Source organism: Sagittula salina (assembly GCF_017813235.1).
Taxonomy (GTDB): Bacteria; Pseudomonadota; Alphaproteobacteria; order Rhodobacterales; family Rhodobacteraceae; genus Sagittula; species Sagittula salina.
Window position 1 is genome coordinate 230027 of the sequence record NZ_JAGISH010000004.1, and the last position, 16121, is coordinate 246147.

Below are 16121 nucleotides of genomic sequence, written 5' to 3' on the forward strand. Positions count from 1 at the left end.
GAAAACCCCGATTGGCCGCGCCAAACCGTCCCAGTGCGCGCGAACGCGGCATCGGGCGGGGCCTTCCGCCCCCGGCCCCCGCGCCCATTGCGGCCCGTCAGTGCAGCCCTTCGGGGCCGAATTTCAGGATAACCGGCACGATCAACTCTTCTTCGTCGGCGAGGTGCCGCCGCAGGAGCGCCTCGAAACCCGCCAGTTCCTCGCGGAACACCCCGGCCTCCACGCGGTCCTGCAACACACCGTTGGCACCCTCCGAAAAGCGGTTCAGCAGCCCGTCCATGGCGTGGTGATCGCGGTCAAGGATGTCGAAGCCCCGGTCCAGCCGCGGGTCCTTTGGGCGCAATGCCGGAAAGTAATGCATATCCTCGATCTGGTGATGCCCGTGCAGGTTCTGCAGCAGCATGGAGCCGTAGCGCGACAGCCGCCCCTTCATCTTCTGCGGGTCCATGGTGCCATCGACGACGGCCTCCGCATCGGTGCCCATGACCTCGCAAAGCTGGCGGAACATCTGGTGACGTTCCAGCCAGAAGGCCACCAGCCCGGCAAAGTTCGGATGCGGCTCCCATGCCTCCCTCGGGAAGGCGTCCATGAGAACCCTCAGATTTTCGGGCAGACCGTCGCGGGTCTTCAGATCGTAGAGCTTGTCCATGCGGCTGAGGTGATGCCGCAGGGGGGCAAAGTCAACGCAGCACGTGCACAGAGCATCGCGCGTGGCGCACAACATGCCCGGCGGTGGAGCCGATCAACAGGTCCTGCATCCCCGGCTGGTGAGAGGCCATCACCACCAGGTCGATGCCGTGCTCCGACGCGTAATCGAGGATCGTCCGCCCCGAATGGCCGGTGACCACCACGCCGCACGCGCCCGGAACCGTCGCCGCCAGATCCGATATGCGTTTCGCCAGCGCCTCGCGCAGGGCATCGATGTAATCGTGCGGCAGATAGCTGTCGACATAGGCCGGCACCTGCTCCATCACGTGCAGCAGGGTGATCCGGGCGCCCGGCTCTGCCAGGTGGCGCGCCACGTCGACGACCGCGGCGATCCGCGCCTCGCTGCCTTCGTCCATGGCAAGAGGCACGAGAATGTTGCTGTACATGGCTTTATCTCCAATCCTATCCAAAAGCAGGATAATTCACCCCGTTTGACCCCACCTTGACACAGGTCATGCCGTCCACGCGCCGTCGCGTCGTCACATTTCGCTCTTATTCCACACGTACCCCATTAACACAGGTGACAGAACGCACCCCTCCCGTGCCCGGTCGTCAGGAGACCTCCCCGGGCCGAGCTGACCGCCATGTGCGTGGCCCCGTCCGGGCCATCCCGTGGCGGGCCCACGCTCCCGCAAGACCGTGAGGACAAGATGCGTTACCTGATTGCCGAGACCAACTGGACCATGATGACCCTTGCCGCCGATCTGGCCGCCAATGGCACGCTGATGACGCGGACCGACCGGCCGGAGGATATCGAACATTTCATGCGCCACGGAGAGGCCGACCTGCTGGTACTGGCCGCCGATCAGGTGGGGCCGCGCGGCATGTCGCTGGCCACCCTGCGCCGCATTTCAACCGAGATGCCGATCGCGCTGGTGTCGGACAGGCCGCAGCCCGAACACATCGCACACTGGCTGGAGGCGGGCGCCGACTGCGTGCTGGATGCCACCCGCCCGCCCGAAGAGGCCGTCGTCACACTGCAGGCCGTCGCGCGCCGTTGTCTTGGGCTATCCGTGCCGCAGATCCTGTACGGCCCGCTGAAGGTCGACCTGCTGACGCGCAAGGCCCATCTGTCCGGCTGCCCGCTGAAGCTGTCCCCGAAGCTGTATGAATTGCTGGAATACCTCACCCTGCGACCCGGCCAGTTGGTGACGCGGGCGGAACTGCTGTCGCATATCTATGGCCTGGAGAACGAACCCGACGCCCGTGTCTTCGACGTCTATATCTGCAACCTGCGGGCCTGCCTGCAGGCCTCCTCAGGCGCGGTCGACATCGAGACGGTGCGCGGGTCGGGTTTCCGTTTCACCGCCGCCGATGTCGCCGCGGCCGTTGCTGCGTGATCACAAAGTCGGCACCCCCGTCAGCACCGCGCGGCTTGGCGGCGCAGCCGTCGGGTGTAACAGCGTTAACGATTTCTCAACCATTATGTGCGATGGTGGCTCACCCACCCCATGCGCTGTGTCCCCCCCAGAGGAGATCGCGGTCTGGCCCGCGCGATGCTTTCCATGGCTCTGCCTGATCTGCTTGACGCCACCCGACAGCGCCTGTCGGCCGACCGCCTGCTCATCACGGAGGTGACTGCCGACCGGCAATACGTAATCGCACAGGCCGGACTGCCTTTGCCCGCCACCTACGCGGTTCACATGCCTCTGACGCATTCCATATGCCAGCACGCCATCGGCATGCGGTTTCCGCTCAGCATCGAGAACACCCATAGCCACCCGCTGCTGGTCGGGTCCGAGGCCATCGTTGAACTGGTGATCGGTGCCTACCTGGGCGTCCCCTTCGGACCCCGCTTCCCGGCCTATTGCATGTGCGCCCTCGCCTTGACGCCCAGGCCTTGGCAACCCGAACATCGCTACCTGCTGTCCGAGACCATCACCGCAGCGATCACTTTGCACTTGCCGGAACTCGATCAGCGGGTCGAAGCCATCCATAACGAAGCTTCGTGACCTAGTAGACCGCCGCCACCTCGTAGAGCACCGGCTCGAAGCTGCGGCAGAGCGCATTCAGCCGCCGGTTCACGGCGCGCATCTCCTCTGACCGCAGCATGGCAAGAAAATCCTCCCGCCGGTGCCATTGCGAGTAATTGGCGATGCGCGTCTGGGCGTCGTTCACATGCAGCCCCGCCGCGATGAACCCCGCCTGTTTGGAGATGAAGCCCGCGTAGGCCGCCTGCAATTCGTCCAGCAGGTCCTGACAGGTGCCGGGGCTGGTCTCGAAGGTGGTCAGCACGGTCTGCACCCCGCTGGCGTTGGTAATGTCGAGCATGTCTCGTCCTCCCTGCGGTCATCCTGCCACGGAACGGCCCGTGTCCAAAGCGTGCCGTGGAGGGGCGCAAATGCCCCCGCGCGGGCCGGTTATTCTTGACAGTCGCCCCCCGTTTGGCCCACAAAATCTGCAACAAACGAACAGGCGGCACGCAACACGTGCCCGAGCAGCGACCGACCGTCCCCGATCCACCCCGGGGCGGTCCCGATACAGGACAGCACATGACCAGCAGCGCCCGAATCGAGGAGGCCCTCCGCGAAACGATCATCTCGCAACCGGACATGATCCTGGACGACAAGGACCTGATGCACGCGCTCATCGCCGCCAACGAACGCGCCATGGGCGGCAATATCGTCGATCTGCGCGGCATCGCCATGGAACGCCTGGAGGCGCGGCTCGACCGGCTGGAGGATACCCACCGCAGCGTGATCGCGGCAGCCTATGAAAACCTCGCTGGGACCAACCAGATTCACCGCGCCATCCTGCGGATGCTCGACCCGCTGGAGTTCGAACCCTTCCTGAAGGACCTTGGCGGCGAGGTGGCGCAGATCCTGCGCGTTGACGTCATCAAGCTGGTGCTGGAAAGCCAGCAGAACGACAGCGAACCGGTCATCCGTCGCCTCGGCGAGGTGCTTTCGGTGGCCGAGCCGGGCTTCGTCGAGGGCTTTATCGCGGGCGACCGAGAGGCGCCGATCCGGCCCGTCACCCTGCGGCAGGTCAGCCACGGCGATGGCCGCGTCTATGGCACCCGTGCCGAATGGATCCGGTCGGAGGCCTGCCTGAAGCTCGACTTTGGACCCGGCCGCCTGCCCGGCCTGCTGGTGATGGGGTCCGAGGATCCGCACCAGTTTTCGCCGCAGCAGGGCACTGATCTTCTGGCCTTCTTCGCCGGTGTCTTTGAACGCGGCATGCGGCGGTGGCTGAGCTGAAGACGTCCCCGCGTCTTCGGCGGGTGGGCAAGCGCAGTCCTCCGCGGGGGGCGTGACGCCCACAGCTCTCAATTCGGGGAAAACGGGCGCTGCCAGCCCGCCTTTGACTTCCGGGGGACGACTGCGGGCGATGCGCCCGGAAAGGCAGGACCGATGACGCTGGAAATCTCGCAGGCCGCGCGGCACGCGCTCGCCACATGGCTCGACCATATCCGCGCGCTGAAGGACGGATCGGAGAACACCGTTTCCGCCTATCGCGCCGACGTTCTGGATTTCATCACCTTCCTCACCGTGCACCATGCCGAACCGCAGGGGCTTGCGCCGCTGGCGCGGGTGACGACCTCCGACATGCGGGCCTGGCTGGCGCATCTCAAGCGGCACGACATCGCGGCGCGGTCGGTGGCGCGCAAGCTGTCGGCGGTCAAGACCTTCTACCGCTGGCTGTCGGAACGCGAGGGGTTCGAACCCACCGCCGTGCTGACCATCCGCGCGCCCAAATTCCAGAAGAAACTGCCCCGCCCCCTGACACAGGACGCGGCCAAGGCGATGATCGACACGGTCGAGTTGCAGACCCGCGACAGCTGGCAGGGCGCGCGGGATGCCGCCGTGGCAACGCTTCTGTACGGCTGCGGGCTGCGGATCTCGGAGGCGCTGTCTCTCAAGGGGCGCGACCTGCCGCTGGGCGAGAGCCTGCGCATCCTTGGCAAGGGCAAGAAGGAGCGGCTGGTGCCTGTGCTGCCGGTGGCGCGCCGCGCGGTGGAAAGCTACCTGACGCTGTGCCCCTACCCGATGGAGCCGGAGGCGGCGGTGTTTCGCGGCGCGCGTGGCGGCCCCTTGAACGCACGCCACATCGCCAAGGTGACCGAACGCGCGCGGATGCAGCTGGGCCTGCCGTCCTCGGCGACGCCCCATGCCATGCGCCACAGCTTTGCCACGCATCTTTTGCAGGCGGGCGGCGACCTGCGCGCGATCCAGGAACTGCTGGGCCATGCGTCGCTGTCGACCACGCAGGCCTATACGGCCGTCGATCAGGTCCACCTGATGCAGGTCTACGAGGCCTGCCACCCGAAGGCCGGGTGACGCCCAAGCGATGCTGACCCCATGCTGACGACCATCTGGCCGCTTTTCGCGCTGATCTGCGCAGGCTTCGTCATGGCGCGGCGCGGTTTTCCCTCCGATGCCTTCTGGCCCGCCGCCGAGCGGATCAACTACTTCGTCCTGTTTCCCGCGCTGCTCGTGTCCAGTCTGGCACAGGCGCCGGTGCGCGACCCGGAGGTGCTGCGGCTGGGCGCGGCGGCGGCGGTGACGGTGCTGGCGGCGACTCTCGCACTGGTGGCGCTGCGGGTCCTGCGCCCTGCCCCACCGGCGCGGTTCGGCCCGGCGTTGCAGGGCGTGGTGCGGTTCAATACCTACCTCGGCTTTGCGCTGGTGACGCGCACGCTGGGGGCAGAGGGCGCGGGGCAGGCAGCCGTTTACCTCGCCGTGGCGGTGCCGCTGGTCAACGTGCTCTCGATCCTCGCGCTGACCGGGCGTGCCCGTCCGGTGCAGATCCTGAAGACCGTGTTGCGCAATCCGCTGGTGCTGGCCTGCATCGCCGGGATCGCGCTGGCCTTTGCCGGGGTCGGCCTGCCCTTCGGCAGCGCGGAACTGCTGACGCTTCTGGCGCAGGCCAGCCTGCCGCTGGGCCTGCTCAGTGTCGGCGCGGCGCTGCAGCTGGCCACGCTGCGGCAGGACCTTGGGGCCATTGCCGGGATCAGCGTGCTGCGCCTGCTGGCCATGCCCGCGCTGGCCGCCGGGGTGGCGCTGGGCTTTGGCCTGTCGCCACAGGCGGGCTTCATCCTGATGGCCTTTTCTGCCATTCCCGCCGCCCCCACCGCCTACGTGCTGACCCGGCAGCTGGGCGGCGACGGGCCATTCATGGCCGGGATCATCACCGCGCAGACCGTGGCCGCCGTTCTGACCCTGCCGCTGGTGCTGGGCGCGCTGTCAAGCGTCACCCCCTGACATTGCGGAAGTGGCGGAGGCTTGAGCATCGCTCGCCCCTCTGCCACTGTCCGCCCGAACAGCATCCCGGAGCCGTCATGAAACTGCTGCATTCCCCCGCCTCGCCCTTTGTCCGCAAGGTTCTGGTCACCCTGCGCGAGACCGGGCAACTGTCCGACGTCGAGGTGGTCAACATCGCCACAACGCCGATGGCCTCGCATCCGGAACTGATTGCCGCCAATCCGGTAGGCAAGATTCCGGCGCTGATCCGGCAGGACGGCCCGACGCTGTATGACAGCCGGGTGATCTGCCGGTTCCTCGACGCGCGGGCCGAAGCGGGGCTCTATCCCGAAAAGCGCCTGTGGGACGTGCTGGTGCTGGAGGCCACCGCCGACGGGATCATGGATGCCGCCGTGTCGATCGTCTACGAAGAGCGGTTCCGCCCGAAGGAGATCGTGTCGATGGACTGGATCGAAGCGCAGTGGGCCAAGGTCAGCCGGGCCCTCGACGCGCTGGAGACGCGGTGGATGAGCCATCTGAGCGGGCCGCTCGACATGGGGCAGATCGCTGTGGGCTGCGCACTGGGTTACCTCGATTTCCGCCACGATGTGCGCGGCTGGCGCACCGGGCGGCCGGAGCTGGCGGCCTGGGAGGCCCGGTTTGCGCGGCGCGAGAGCATGGTGGCGACGCGACCCGAGTGAGTCCAGCCCTGCGCGAGTCCAGCCCTGCGGGGGACCAGCCCCCGCGCCCCCCGGGGTATTTCGGCCAAGCAGAAGCAGGCAGAGGCCCGGCGCCGCTCCGGGCATGAAAAAGGGCGGGTGCGACCCGCCCTTCGGACATGGTTTTTCCGGTGCGTCAGAAGTTGAACGAGATGCCGACGTTCAGCGCGTTGGTCTTGATGTCTGTCTTGAAGGTTCCGCCGCCATCGAAGGTGCCCTCGTTCTGGGAATAGGTGAACTGGTATTCCCCGAAGACGGAATAGCGATCATTGATCGGCATGGAGGCCCCCGCCATCAGCCGCGCCGCCGGTCCTGTGACCTGAAAGCCATAGGTGCGCGAGCCGCTGCCGTGCACCGCGTCCACATGCGGGAAGGCCACGCCGAGGCCACCGCCGACGTAGGGCGTGACCTTGCCGTATTTCTCCGGCCAGCGCTTCATCACGTTCAGCGTGGCGACGTTGTGGCCGTCGGAGAATTCCATCCGGCTGAAGCCGAGCCTGGATTTCACGTCGTCGGGCATGTACGCCTTTGTATGCGTGTATTCCACGCCGAAACCGAGCGTATCCGACTGCCACCACGTGGCGCGCGCACCGTAGTAGGGCGGCATGGTGAAGGGCTTGCCCTCCCAGCCGACGAGTTCGTCGTAGGCGCCGCCGCCGTTCGGCAGGTCGCCCTCTATCCGGCTGTGCGGCAGCGTCTGCCAGCCCAGATAGACCGACAGTTCCGTTTCCGCCATCACGGGCATCGCCGCGCCCAGACCCAGCGCGAGCCCCGCACCAACACCAAGAATCATCCGCGTCATCGGACCTGTCTCCCTCTGCTCGGGTTCCCAGATATTCCTCCCGGAGGTGAGTTACAACCGCGACACATCCGCCCTACCTTCAAACTGTGGGTTTTGTATGCTTTACCACACCAAAGGTGCCGGGTAGATACGCGTCTGAATTCGCGCGGGGGAGTCGTCCGACTCTGTCGTGCGACTTGACGTATCTTCGGCCGGGGGGCGCTTCCTCGGGCCTTCAACCAGGGAGCGACAATCGTGTCACACGCTGACGATCATGATGCCACCCGCAGGGACTTCCTCTACTACGCCGCTGCAGGCGCCGGGGCCGTCACCACGGGCGCGGCAGTCTGGCCGCTGGTCAACCAGATGAACCCCTCCGCCGATGTGCGGGCACTGTCCACCATCCGCGTCGACGTGTCGGGTGTGGAAGCGGGCAGCCAGCTGACGGTGAAATGGCTGGGCAAGCCGGTCTTCATCCGCCACCGCACCGAGGAGGAGATCGCCCGCGCCGCCGAACAGGACGAAGAATTCGCCGCCGGCGTGAGCGTGGTCGACCCGCTGGCGCGCAACGAGAACATCGACGGCGGCGCCCCGGCGACCGACGCGAACCGCACCATGCCGAACCCCGAAGGGGCCGAGGGCGCGGAAGGCCAGTGGCTGGTCCAGATGGGCGTCTGCACGCACCTCGGCTGTGTACCGCTGGGCGATCAGGGAGATTTCGGCGGCTGGTTCTGCCCCTGCCACGGGTCGCACTACGACATGGCTGGCCGCATCCGCAAAGGTCCGGCGCCGGAGAACCTGCACATCCCGCCGACCTCCTGGGTCGACGGATCGACCATCCTGCTGGGTTAAGGAGCGCGCACAATGGCTGGAATCCCGCACGATCATTACGAGCCGAAGACCGGCGCCGAAAAGTGGGTGCATTCGCGCCTGCCGATCATCGGCCTGCTCTACGACACCATCATGATCCCGACCCCCAAGAACCTCAACTGGATGTGGATCTGGGGCATCATCCTGACCTTCTGCCTCGTGCTGCAGATCGCCACCGGCGTCGTGCTGGTGATGCACTATACGCCGCATGTGGACCTGGCCTTTGCCTCGGTCGAGCACATCATGCGCAACGTGAACGGCGGTCACTTCATCCGCTACCTGCACGCCAACGGCGCGTCGCTGTTCTTTGTCGCGGTCTACATGCACATCTTCCGCGGTCTCTACTACGGGTCCTACAAGGCCCCGCGCGAGATCACCTGGATCATCGGCATGCTGATCTACCTCGCCATGATGGGCACCGCCTTCATGGGCTACGTCCTGCCCTGGGGTCAGATGTCCTTCTGGGGCGCGACCGTGATCACCGGCCTGTTCGGCGCCATTCCCGGCATCGGTGAATCGATCCAGACCTGGCTACTGGGCGGACCGGCCGTGGACAACGCCACGCTGAACCGCTTCTTTTCGCTGCACTACCTGCTGCCCTTCGTGATCGCGGCGCTGGTCGCCGTGCACATCTGGGCCTTCCACACCACGGGCAACAACAACCCGACCGGTGTCGAGGTCCGTCGCGGGTCGAAGGCAGAGGCGCAGAAGGACACCGTTCCGTTCTGGCCCTACTACGTCATCAAGGACCTGTTCGCGCTTGCGGTGATCCTCGCGGTGTTCTTCGCGGTCGTCGGCTTCATGCCGAACTACCTCGGCCACCCCGACAACTACATCGAGGCGAACCCGCTGGCGACACCCGCGCACATCGTGCCGGAATGGTACTTCCTGCCGTTCTACGCCATTCTGCGCGCCTTCACGTCCGAAGTCTGGGTCGTGCAGATCGCATCGGCCGTCACCGGCGGCATCATCGACGCGAAGTTCTTCGGCGTTCTGGCGATGTTCGGCGCGATCGTCGCCATGGCGCTGGCGCCCTGGCTCGATACCTCGCGCGTGCGCTCGGGCAAGTACCGCCCGTCGTTCAAGTGGTGGTTCTGGCTGCTCGTCATCGACTTCATGGCGCTGATGTGGCTGGGCGCGATGCCCGCGGAGGAGCCCTACGCCTCCTTCTCGCTGATCGCCGCCGCCTACTGGTTCGCGTATTTTCTCGTCATCCTGCCGCTGCTGGGTGTCTTTGAAAAACCGCTGCCGCGTCCGGCGACCATCGAAGAGGACTTCGATGCGCATTACCCGCCCAAGTCCACGACCCCGGCGGAATAAGAGACAAGGATCGCAAGAGATGTTCAAGAAACTCACCCTCGCGGCCCTGACGGCCCTCGGAGTCTCGGGTGCACTTGCTTCCGGCGCACATGCCGCCGGGGGCGAGGCCCACGTCGAAGACTACGCCTTCTCCTTCGAGGGCCCCTTCGGCTCCTACGACCAGATGCAGCTGCAGCGCGGCCTGAAGATCTTCACGGAGGTCTGCGCCTCCTGCCACGGTCTGAAGTACGTGCCGATCCGCGACCTGGGCGCCCTGGGCTACAACGAGGACCAGCTGTTCGCCTATGCCGAGCAGTTCGACGTCTTCGACCAGGAGCTGAACGACGGCGACGGCGACTTCCGCCCGGCCCGTCCGGCGGACAACTTCCCGGCGGTGACCTCCGCGGCCGCACCGGACCTGTCGATGATGGCAAAGGCGCGCGCGGGCTTCCACGGCCCCTACGGACTGGGCATCAACCAGTTCTTCAAGGGCATCGGCGGCGCGGAATACATCGCCTCGCTGATGGCGGGCTACCACGAGGCGCCGGAATGCGCCCCGGAGGATTTCCCGGGCTACTACAACACGGTCTTTACCGTGGGCGGCTACCCGGAGGAGTGCAAGAACGAGGAAGGCGCCCACACGGTGCCCGGGTCCTGGATCGCCATGCCGCCGCCGCTGGCCGGTGACGACGTGGAGTTCGACGACGGCCACTCCGCCTCCCTGCATCACGAGGCGGCGGATGTCGCGGCCTTCCTGATGTGGACGGCGGAACCGAAGATGAACCAGCGCAAGGAGGCCGGCTTTATCGGCGTGTTCTTCCTGCTGATCCTGTCGGTGCTGCTCTACCTTGTGAACAAGCGCATCTGGGCCCCGATCAAGCGCAAGCACTGATCCTTCCCGACTGCCATTGCAGAAGCCCCGCGCCCCCCGCGCGGGGCTTTTTCTTTGGCCAAGGAAGGGGACGAGGGGCCAGCCCCTCGCGCTCCCCGGAGTATTTCCGAAGCAAAGAAGCAGAGGCGCGTTGACAGTCGTCAGGGCGCGGGAAATCTTGGGGCCATTGCCAGGGGGAGGGTTTTGCGTGGCGATGGTGACACCGCTTCAGCTTGTCGGGAACACGCCGCTGCTGGCGCTGGAACGCTGTCACACGGGGCCGGGGCGGCTGCTGGCGAAGGCGGAGTTCATGATGCCGGGCGGCAGCGTGAAGGACCGCGCGGCGCTGGCCATCCTGAGGGCCGCCCGCGCCGATGGTCGCCTGAAGCCCGGCCAGACGGTGGTGGAGATGACCTCCGGCAACATGGGCGCGGGCCTCGCCGTGGTCTGTGCCGCGCTGGGACATCCCTTTGTCGCCACGATGTCCGCCGGAAATTCCCCTGCCCGCGCCGTCATGATGGAAGGGCTGGGCGCCCGCGTCGTTCTGACCCCGCAGGTCGACGGCGCGCCGGGGCAGGTCACCGGCGCCGACATCGCCGCCGCCACGGCGGAGGCGCAGCGCATCGCCCGCGAGGAGCGCGCCTTTTATGTCGATCAGTTCAACGCCGCCGAGGGCATCGCCGCGCACGAGGTCACCGGGGCAGAGATCCTGCGCCAGGCGGGACACGTCGATGCCTTCGTTGCCGCCGTGGGCACGGGCTGCACCTTCATCGGGATTGCCCGCGCGCTTAAGGTTGCCAACCCCGCCACGCTCTGTGCCCCGGTCGAACCCGAGGGTAGCGAGCCGTTGATGGGCAAGCCGGTGGTGAAGCCGCGCCATTTGCTGCAGGGCACGAGCTACGGCCTCGTGCCGCCGCATTGGGATGCGGGACTGGTCGATTTCGGCATGACGGTCAGCGACGAAGAGGTGACCGACTGGAAGGCGCGGCTTGCCACGCGCGAGGGGCTTTATGTCGGCTATTCCGCCGCCGCCAACGTCTGCGCCGCCTCCCGGCTGCTGTCCTCGGGCCGTCTGCGCGAGGGTGCCACCGTGTTGACCGTGCTTTGCGATACCGGGCTGAAATACTGAACCCGGCTACAGGCCCATGTACTCGCGGAACGCCCTCGGCGGCACGGCAAAGAACGCCTCTGTCGCCACCGGCGGATGCACCAGCCCATCCGCCACCAGCACCACCTCCTGGGCAAAGGCACGGGCGTCCTCCGGGTCATGCGTCACCAGAACGGTCAGCGCGCCCAGCGCCGCCGCGACCTCGCGCACCACGCCCAGCATGTCGCGTTTCAGTCCCGGCCCCAGCGCGGCAAAGGGTTCGTCCAGCAGCAGCACGGGCCGCGCCATCAGCAGGACACGCGCCAGTGCCGCGCGGCTCTGTTGCCCGCCCGACAGCGTGCCGGGCCTGCGCCGGGCGTAGCCGTCAAGGCCGACGCGCCGCAGCGCACCCTCGATCCGCTGGATTTCCTCCGGCCCCGGCCTGCGCCCATCGGGGCGCAAGGCCAGTCCAAGGTTGCGCGCGAGATCGAGATGCGGAAACAGGTTGGCATCCTGAAACAGGATCGACACCGGCCGCGCCTCCGGCCCGAGGGGCGTCAGGTCCCGCCCCTGCCAGCTTACGTGGCCCTCCAGCGGCGGACGGAACCCGGCGATCACATCGAGCAGCGTCGACTTCCCCGCCCCCGACGGCCCCAGCACCGCCACCCGCCGCCCCGGCGCCAGCGCGAGATCGGCGTCGAGCGTGCCGCCCTCCATCGCCACCCGTATGGTCTCAAGCCTCAGCAAGCCGCCCTCCCCGGTCCAGCAGTACAAACGCCCCGAGGCTCAGCCCCAGCAGCAGAAGCGCCGCGCCTGCCGCCGCCTCCATCTGGTAGGCGCCCATCAGGCGGTAGACCTGCAGGGGCAGCGTCGCCCTGTCCGGGTCCGCGAACAGCGCGATCACCCCGAGGTCGCCCATCGCAAGCGCCGCCACCAGCCCGGCGGCGAACCCCAGCGGGCGGCGCAGGCGTGGCACCCAGACCAGCCGCAACCACGCCCAATGCGTTAATCCGAGCGAGGCGCGCAGTCGGCCGAAATCCTTCTCTAGCGCCTCTGCCTGCGGAGTGATGATGCGCAGCGCGAACGGCAACCCCATCAGCGCGTTGACCAGCGCCGTCACTGGAAGCGCCATGGCAAAGGGATTCACGAAGGGCCGCAGCATCAGGAACAGCCCCGTCCCCAGCACCAGTGGCGATACCGTGATCGCCGCCAGCGCCAGCCACTCGCCGCGTCGATGCGCCAGCGCCATGGCCCATGCCATGCACAGCGCGGTCGACACCGATGCCACCGCCACCGAATGCCCCGCCGCGCGGATCGTGTCGGCGCCCAGCAACGCCAGCCCCGGCAACCCGCGCGCCACCACCGCCCCCAGCGGCACCAGCAGGAACAGCGCCGCCACAGCGATCCAGCCGAGGTCCGGCCCGCGCACCCATCCCGCGCCGTCGCGACGCAGTGCGGCACGGTCTCGGCCCACGCCGAACCCGTCGTCGCGCGCCACCCGCAGCGCCACCAGTCCCGCGCCCAGCCCCATCGCCAATTGCACCAGCCCCAGCGAAGCCGCCCGCCCTAGGTCGAAATCAAAGCGCATGGCCTGATAGATCGCCAATTCCACCGTGGTGGCGCGCGGTCCTCCGCCCAGCGTCAGCGCCACCGCAAAGGAGGTCAGGCAGATCACGAAGATCACCACGAAGGCCCCCGGCGCCACGCGCAGCAGCGCGGGCAGGTCCACCAGCCGGAACATCGCGCCGCGCGTCAGCCCGAGCGAGGCCGCGAGCCGCAACCGCTCTCCGGGTACCGCCTGCAGCGCGTTCAGGAACATGCGCACCGCCAGCGGCAGGTTGAAGAAGACATGCGCCAGGACCACGCCGTGCAGCCCGTAGATATCGACCTTTGGCAGGCCCAGCCCCCCCAGCGCATCGTTCACCAGCCCCGCGCGGCCAAAGACCGCGATCAACCCCATCACCGCGACGATCACCGGCAGGATGAAGGGCGCGCCCATCACCGTGACCAGCGCCCCCCGTCCGGGAAACCGCTGCCGTACCAGCGCCCGCGCCACGGGTACCGCCAGCAGTACGCTGCACCCCGCCGACAGGAACGCCTGCCAGAGCGTGAACCGCAGCGCCGCCGCGTCGCCGGGCGCCCAATGCGACGGGCCGAGGGACGAAAGCCCCCCGGCCCGCAGGATGACAGCCACCACCGGCCCGAGCGTCAGCGCAGTCAGCGCCGCGCCCGCGATAAGGGTGGCCGGTCGTGCCATCCTACTGCGACAGCGCGCTGCGCCACGCCTCGATCGCCGGGTCCTTCAGCGCGGCGGCTTCGTCCTCGGTGTAGAACAGCACGTTCTCCGGCAGGTCGAGCTTCTGGAAGCCTTCCGGCCATTCGGAGCGGTCCAGCGCGGCCGGGATCGACCAGTTGCCGGTGGCAATCATCGACTGGAAGTCGTGGCTCAGGGCAAAGTCCATGAACTGCTGCGCCAGTTCCGGCTGGTCGGTGGACGCCACCTTGGCCGCGAGTTCGACCATGAAGTAATGGCCCTCCGGGAAGATCGCCGCCTTCTTTGTCTCGTCGCCCTCGGCGATGATGTGGTAGGCGGGCGATGTCGTGTAGGACAGCACCATGTCGGCCTCGCCGTCGGTGAACAGGCCATAGGCCTCGGACCAGCCCTTGGTGACCGTCACGATCTTCGGCGCGAGCTTCGCCCAGGCCTCTTCCGCCCGGTCGCCGTAGACCGCCTGCACCCACAGCACCAGCGCAAGGCCGGAAATCGAGGTGCGCGGGTCCTGGATCACCAGCCGCAGGTTGTCTGGCGCATCCAGCAGCGCGTCGAAGGAGGCGGGCGCGTCCATCTTGGTCGTGTCATAGACAAAGGCCGTGTGGCCGTAGTTGAACGGCAGGAAGGTGTCGTCGTCCCACGCGATCGGCAGCGTCAGCGGCGACAGGTCCACGCCATGCGGCGCGAAAAGGCCGCTTTCGCGGGCCTGTTTCGTCACGTCGGTGTTCAGTCCGATGACCACGTCGGCCTCGGTCCGCTCGCCTTCGAGCATCAGGCGCGGCAGCAGGTCGCCGGGCTTGAACTGCAGGTCACAGCCGCATTTCGCCTCGAACAGTTCCTCGATCCTCGGTCCCGGCCCCCATTCGGAGGTGAAATAGTCGGGCGCGTAAACAGTCAGGACGTTTTCCGCCGCCACCGCCTGGGTGGCCAGCATAAGTCCCGCTGCAAAAGTGAAGGTCTTCATAGACGTCTCCAGATTTGCGGCGAAAGGGCAAGATCCGGGTGTCCCGATACCTTCCCTCCGCCGGTGTTAACCGGTTCAGGTTCAACGGGTTGATGCGTTCACGCAAATCTCAGGCGGATCAGGCTCCACCACCCCGAGGTGGGGCGGACGCTAGTCGCGCCGGGGCGGGCGCGCAAGTCGAAACCGCTTGAGCGCCCGGTGCCCGTGGCCTAGACCGGCGCAAAGGCTATTGACCCAAAGGATCTCCCATGAGCCTCAACACCTTCGGCCACTTGTTCCGCGTCACCACATGGGGCGAAAGCCACGGTCCCGCGCTTGGCGCGACGGTCGATGGCGTGCCGCCGGGGATCGCGGTCGACGAGGCGATGCTGCAGGTCTGGATGGATCAGCGCAAGCCCGGTCAGAACAAGTACACCACCCAGCGGCGCGAAGCCGACGCGGTGCGGATCCTGTCGGGCGTCTTCGAGGGGAAGACGACGGGCACGTCCGTGCAGCTGATGATCGAAAACACCGACCAACGGTCGAAGGACTACGGCGATATCGCCGAGAAATTCCGCCCCGGACACGCCGACATCACCTATTTCCAGAAATACGGCATCCGGGATTATCGCGGTGGCGGACGCTCCTCCGCACGGGAAACCGCCGCGCGGGTGGCGGCGGGCGGCCTCGCGCGGGCGGCACTGGCGGCGCTGGCGCCCAAGGTGGAAATCCAAGGCTACATGGTGCAGATGGGCCGGTCAAAGGCTGACCCCGCGCGCTATGACATGGCGCAGGTCGGGCAGAACCCCTTCTGGTGCCCCGACGCGGAGATGGCCGCGCAATGGGCTGACGAACTGGACGCCCTGCGCAAGTCCGGCAATTCCGTCGGCGCGGTGATCGAGGTGGTGGCGCGTGGCGTGCCCGCCGGGCTGGGCGCGCCTATCTACGGCAAGCTCGACACCGATCTGGCGGCGGCGATGATGTCGATCAACGCCGTGAAGGGCGTGGAGATTGGCGAAGGCATGGCGGCGGCAGAGCTGACCGGAGAGGAAAACGCCGACGAGATCTTCCTCGGCAACGATGGCCAGCCGGTCTACTCCTCGAACCACGCGGGCGGGATTCTCGGCGGGATTTCTACCGGTCAGGAGGTGGTGGTGCGCTTTGCCGTGAAACCGACCTCTTCCATCCTGCGCCCGCGCCAGACGATTACAAAGGCTGGCGAAGCGACCGAGATCATCACCAAGGGCCGCCACGACCCCTGCGTCGGCATTCGCGCCGTCCCGGTGGGCGAAGCCATGATGGCTTGCGTGCTTCTGGATCACCTGCTCCTGCATCGCGGGCAGGTGGGGGACGCGGGCGGCCGGATCGGCTGATACCGGCAGGGAAAC

General features: G+C 67.1%; 18 protein-coding genes and 1 riboswitch. Of the genes, 11 read left to right on the forward strand and 7 right to left on the reverse strand.

Annotated features, from left to right (window positions below; all coding sequences use genetic code 11):
• Positions 1 to 97: 97 nt before the first annotated feature.
• Entirely contained in the window at positions 98 to 649 is a 552-nt protein-coding gene (locus J5474_RS09320; protein WP_209360633.1) for a hemerythrin domain-containing protein, read from the reverse strand.
• A gap of 31 nt (positions 650 to 680) precedes the next feature.
• The gene (locus J5474_RS09325; protein WP_209360634.1) at positions 681 to 1094 is read right to left on the reverse strand and encodes a universal stress protein; all 414 of its coding nucleotides are present in this window, start codon (positions 1092 to 1094) and stop codon (positions 681 to 683) included.
• Positions 1095 to 1358: 264 nt separating this feature from the next.
• Between J5474_RS09325 and J5474_RS09330 the strand changes: the two genes are divergently transcribed.
• Entirely contained in the window at positions 1359 to 2048 is a 690-nt protein-coding gene (locus J5474_RS09330) for a response regulator transcription factor (RefSeq protein WP_209360635.1), read from the forward strand.
• A 165-nt stretch (positions 2049 to 2213) separates the two neighbouring features.
• Complete coding sequence (locus J5474_RS09335; RefSeq protein WP_209360636.1) at positions 2214 to 2660, forward strand: GAF domain-containing protein; 447 nt, start codon at positions 2214 to 2216, stop codon at positions 2658 to 2660.
• 1 nt (position 2661) lies between these two features.
• On the opposite strand, the gene J5474_RS09340 is transcribed toward J5474_RS09335, so the two are convergent.
• A complete protein-coding gene (locus tag J5474_RS09340; RefSeq protein ID WP_209360637.1) occupies positions 2662 to 2979 on the reverse strand; it encodes an antibiotic biosynthesis monooxygenase family protein in 318 nt (105 codons plus the stop codon).
• Between the two features lie 221 nt (positions 2980 to 3200).
• Between J5474_RS09340 and J5474_RS09345 the strand changes: the two genes are divergently transcribed.
• The 4 genes from J5474_RS09345 (at position 3201) to J5474_RS09360 (ending at position 6592) form a co-directional block, all read left to right on the forward strand.
• Entirely contained in the window at positions 3201 to 3908 is a 708-nt protein-coding gene (locus J5474_RS09345; protein WP_209360638.1) for a DUF484 family protein, read from the forward strand.
• A 153-nt stretch (positions 3909 to 4061) separates the two neighbouring features.
• Positions 4062 to 4988: a tyrosine recombinase XerC gene (locus J5474_RS09350; protein WP_209360639.1), complete on the forward strand. Its 927-nt coding sequence runs from the start codon at positions 4062 to 4064 to the stop codon at positions 4986 to 4988.
• Positions 4989 to 5009: 21 nt separating this feature from the next.
• Positions 5010 to 5912 (forward strand): AEC family transporter, encoded by a 903-nt coding sequence (locus J5474_RS09355; RefSeq protein WP_209360640.1) that lies wholly within the window; start codon positions 5010 to 5012, stop codon positions 5910 to 5912.
• A 77-nt stretch (positions 5913 to 5989) separates the two neighbouring features.
• On the forward strand, positions 5990 to 6592 hold the full coding sequence (locus tag J5474_RS09360) for a glutathione S-transferase (protein WP_209360641.1): 603 nt from the start codon (positions 5990 to 5992) through the stop codon (positions 6590 to 6592).
• A 154-nt stretch (positions 6593 to 6746) separates the two neighbouring features.
• Here the strand turns inward: J5474_RS09360 and J5474_RS09365 are convergent, their stop codons facing one another.
• Positions 6747 to 7412: an outer membrane protein gene (locus J5474_RS09365; RefSeq protein ID WP_342454019.1), complete on the reverse strand. Its 666-nt coding sequence runs from the start codon at positions 7410 to 7412 to the stop codon at positions 6747 to 6749.
• A gap of 234 nt (positions 7413 to 7646) precedes the next feature.
• Between J5474_RS09365 and petA the strand changes: the two genes are divergently transcribed.
• The 4 genes from petA (at position 7647) to J5474_RS09385 (ending at position 11560) form a co-directional block, all read left to right on the forward strand.
• The gene (gene petA, locus J5474_RS09370; RefSeq protein WP_209360642.1) at positions 7647 to 8243 is read left to right on the forward strand and encodes a ubiquinol-cytochrome c reductase iron-sulfur subunit; all 597 of its coding nucleotides are present in this window, start codon (positions 7647 to 7649) and stop codon (positions 8241 to 8243) included.
• A gap of 12 nt (positions 8244 to 8255) precedes the next feature.
• Positions 8256 to 9581 (forward strand): cytochrome b, encoded by a 1326-nt coding sequence (gene petB, locus J5474_RS09375; protein ID WP_209360643.1) that lies wholly within the window; start codon positions 8256 to 8258, stop codon positions 9579 to 9581.
• A 19-nt stretch (positions 9582 to 9600) separates the two neighbouring features.
• Positions 9601 to 10452, forward strand: a complete 852-nt coding sequence (locus tag J5474_RS09380; protein WP_209360644.1) for a cytochrome c1 — start codon at positions 9601 to 9603, stop codon at positions 10450 to 10452.
• Between the two features lie 193 nt (positions 10453 to 10645).
• The gene (locus tag J5474_RS09385; RefSeq protein WP_209360733.1) at positions 10646 to 11560 is read left to right on the forward strand and encodes a PLP-dependent cysteine synthase family protein; all 915 of its coding nucleotides are present in this window, start codon (positions 10646 to 10648) and stop codon (positions 11558 to 11560) included.
• Between the two features lie 6 nt (positions 11561 to 11566).
• Here J5474_RS09385 and J5474_RS09390 read toward each other — a convergent pair whose 3' ends face one another.
• Genes J5474_RS09390 through thiB form a run of 3 tightly spaced genes read right to left on the reverse strand, consistent with a single transcriptional unit; the run spans position 11567 to position 14754 of the window.
• On the reverse strand, positions 11567 to 12265 hold the full coding sequence (locus tag J5474_RS09390; RefSeq protein WP_425342875.1) for a thiamine ABC transporter ATP-binding protein: 699 nt from the start codon (positions 12263 to 12265) through the stop codon (positions 11567 to 11569).
• Positions 12252 to 13775 (reverse strand): thiamine/thiamine pyrophosphate ABC transporter permease ThiP, encoded by a 1524-nt coding sequence (locus tag J5474_RS09395; protein WP_209360645.1) that lies wholly within the window; start codon positions 13773 to 13775, stop codon positions 12252 to 12254. Before J5474_RS09395 ends, J5474_RS09390 begins: the two co-directional genes overlap by 14 nt.
• 1 nt (position 13776) lies before the next feature.
• A complete protein-coding gene (thiB, locus tag J5474_RS09400) occupies positions 13777 to 14754 on the reverse strand; it encodes a thiamine ABC transporter substrate binding subunit (protein ID WP_209360646.1) in 978 nt (325 codons plus the stop codon).
• Positions 14755 to 14789: 35 nt separating this feature from the next.
• A riboswitch (TPP riboswitch) is annotated at positions 14790 to 14900 on the reverse strand.
• Between the two features lie 102 nt (positions 14901 to 15002).
• Between thiB and aroC the strand changes: the two genes are divergently transcribed.
• On the forward strand, positions 15003 to 16106 hold the full coding sequence (gene aroC / locus J5474_RS09405; protein WP_209360647.1) for a chorismate synthase: 1104 nt from the start codon (positions 15003 to 15005) through the stop codon (positions 16104 to 16106).
• Positions 16107 to 16121 lie beyond the last annotated feature (15 nt).

Excerpts from the sequence above, each read along its gene's own strand:
- J5474_RS09320 (WP_209360633.1), bottom strand. The coding sequence starts at position 649 with ATGGACAAGCTCTACGATCTGAAGACCCGCGACGGTCTGCCCGAAAAT.
- J5474_RS09325 (WP_209360634.1), bottom strand. The coding sequence starts at position 1,094 with ATGTACAGCAACATTCTCGTGCCTCTTGCCATGGACGAAGGCAGCGAG.
- J5474_RS09330 (WP_209360635.1), top strand. The coding sequence starts at position 1,359 with ATGCGTTACCTGATTGCCGAGACCAACTGGACCATGATGACCCTTGCC.
- J5474_RS09335 (WP_209360636.1), top strand. The coding sequence starts at position 2,214 with ATGGCTCTGCCTGATCTGCTTGACGCCACCCGACAGCGCCTGTCGGCC.
- J5474_RS09340 (WP_209360637.1), bottom strand. The coding sequence starts at position 2,979 with ATGCTCGACATTACCAACGCCAGCGGGGTGCAGACCGTGCTGACCACC.
- J5474_RS09345 (WP_209360638.1), top strand. The coding sequence starts at position 3,201 with ATGACCAGCAGCGCCCGAATCGAGGAGGCCCTCCGCGAAACGATCATC.
- J5474_RS09350 (WP_209360639.1), top strand. The coding sequence starts at position 4,062 with ATGACGCTGGAAATCTCGCAGGCCGCGCGGCACGCGCTCGCCACATGG.
- J5474_RS09355 (WP_209360640.1), top strand. The coding sequence starts at position 5,010 with ATGCTGACGACCATCTGGCCGCTTTTCGCGCTGATCTGCGCAGGCTTC.
- J5474_RS09360 (WP_209360641.1), top strand. The coding sequence starts at position 5,990 with ATGAAACTGCTGCATTCCCCCGCCTCGCCCTTTGTCCGCAAGGTTCTG.
- J5474_RS09365 (WP_342454019.1), bottom strand. The coding sequence starts at position 7,412 with ATGACGCGGATGATTCTTGGTGTTGGTGCGGGGCTCGCGCTGGGTCTG.
- petB (WP_209360643.1), top strand. The coding sequence starts at position 8,256 with ATGGCTGGAATCCCGCACGATCATTACGAGCCGAAGACCGGCGCCGAA.
- J5474_RS09380 (WP_209360644.1), top strand. The coding sequence starts at position 9,601 with ATGTTCAAGAAACTCACCCTCGCGGCCCTGACGGCCCTCGGAGTCTCG.
- J5474_RS09385 (WP_209360733.1), top strand. The coding sequence starts at position 10,646 with ATGGTGACACCGCTTCAGCTTGTCGGGAACACGCCGCTGCTGGCGCTG.
- J5474_RS09395 (WP_209360645.1), bottom strand. The coding sequence starts at position 13,775 with ATGGCACGACCGGCCACCCTTATCGCGGGCGCGGCGCTGACTGCGCTG.
- thiB (WP_209360646.1), bottom strand. The coding sequence starts at position 14,754 with ATGAAGACCTTCACTTTTGCAGCGGGACTTATGCTGGCCACCCAGGCG.
- aroC (WP_209360647.1), top strand. The coding sequence starts at position 15,003 with ATGAGCCTCAACACCTTCGGCCACTTGTTCCGCGTCACCACATGGGGC.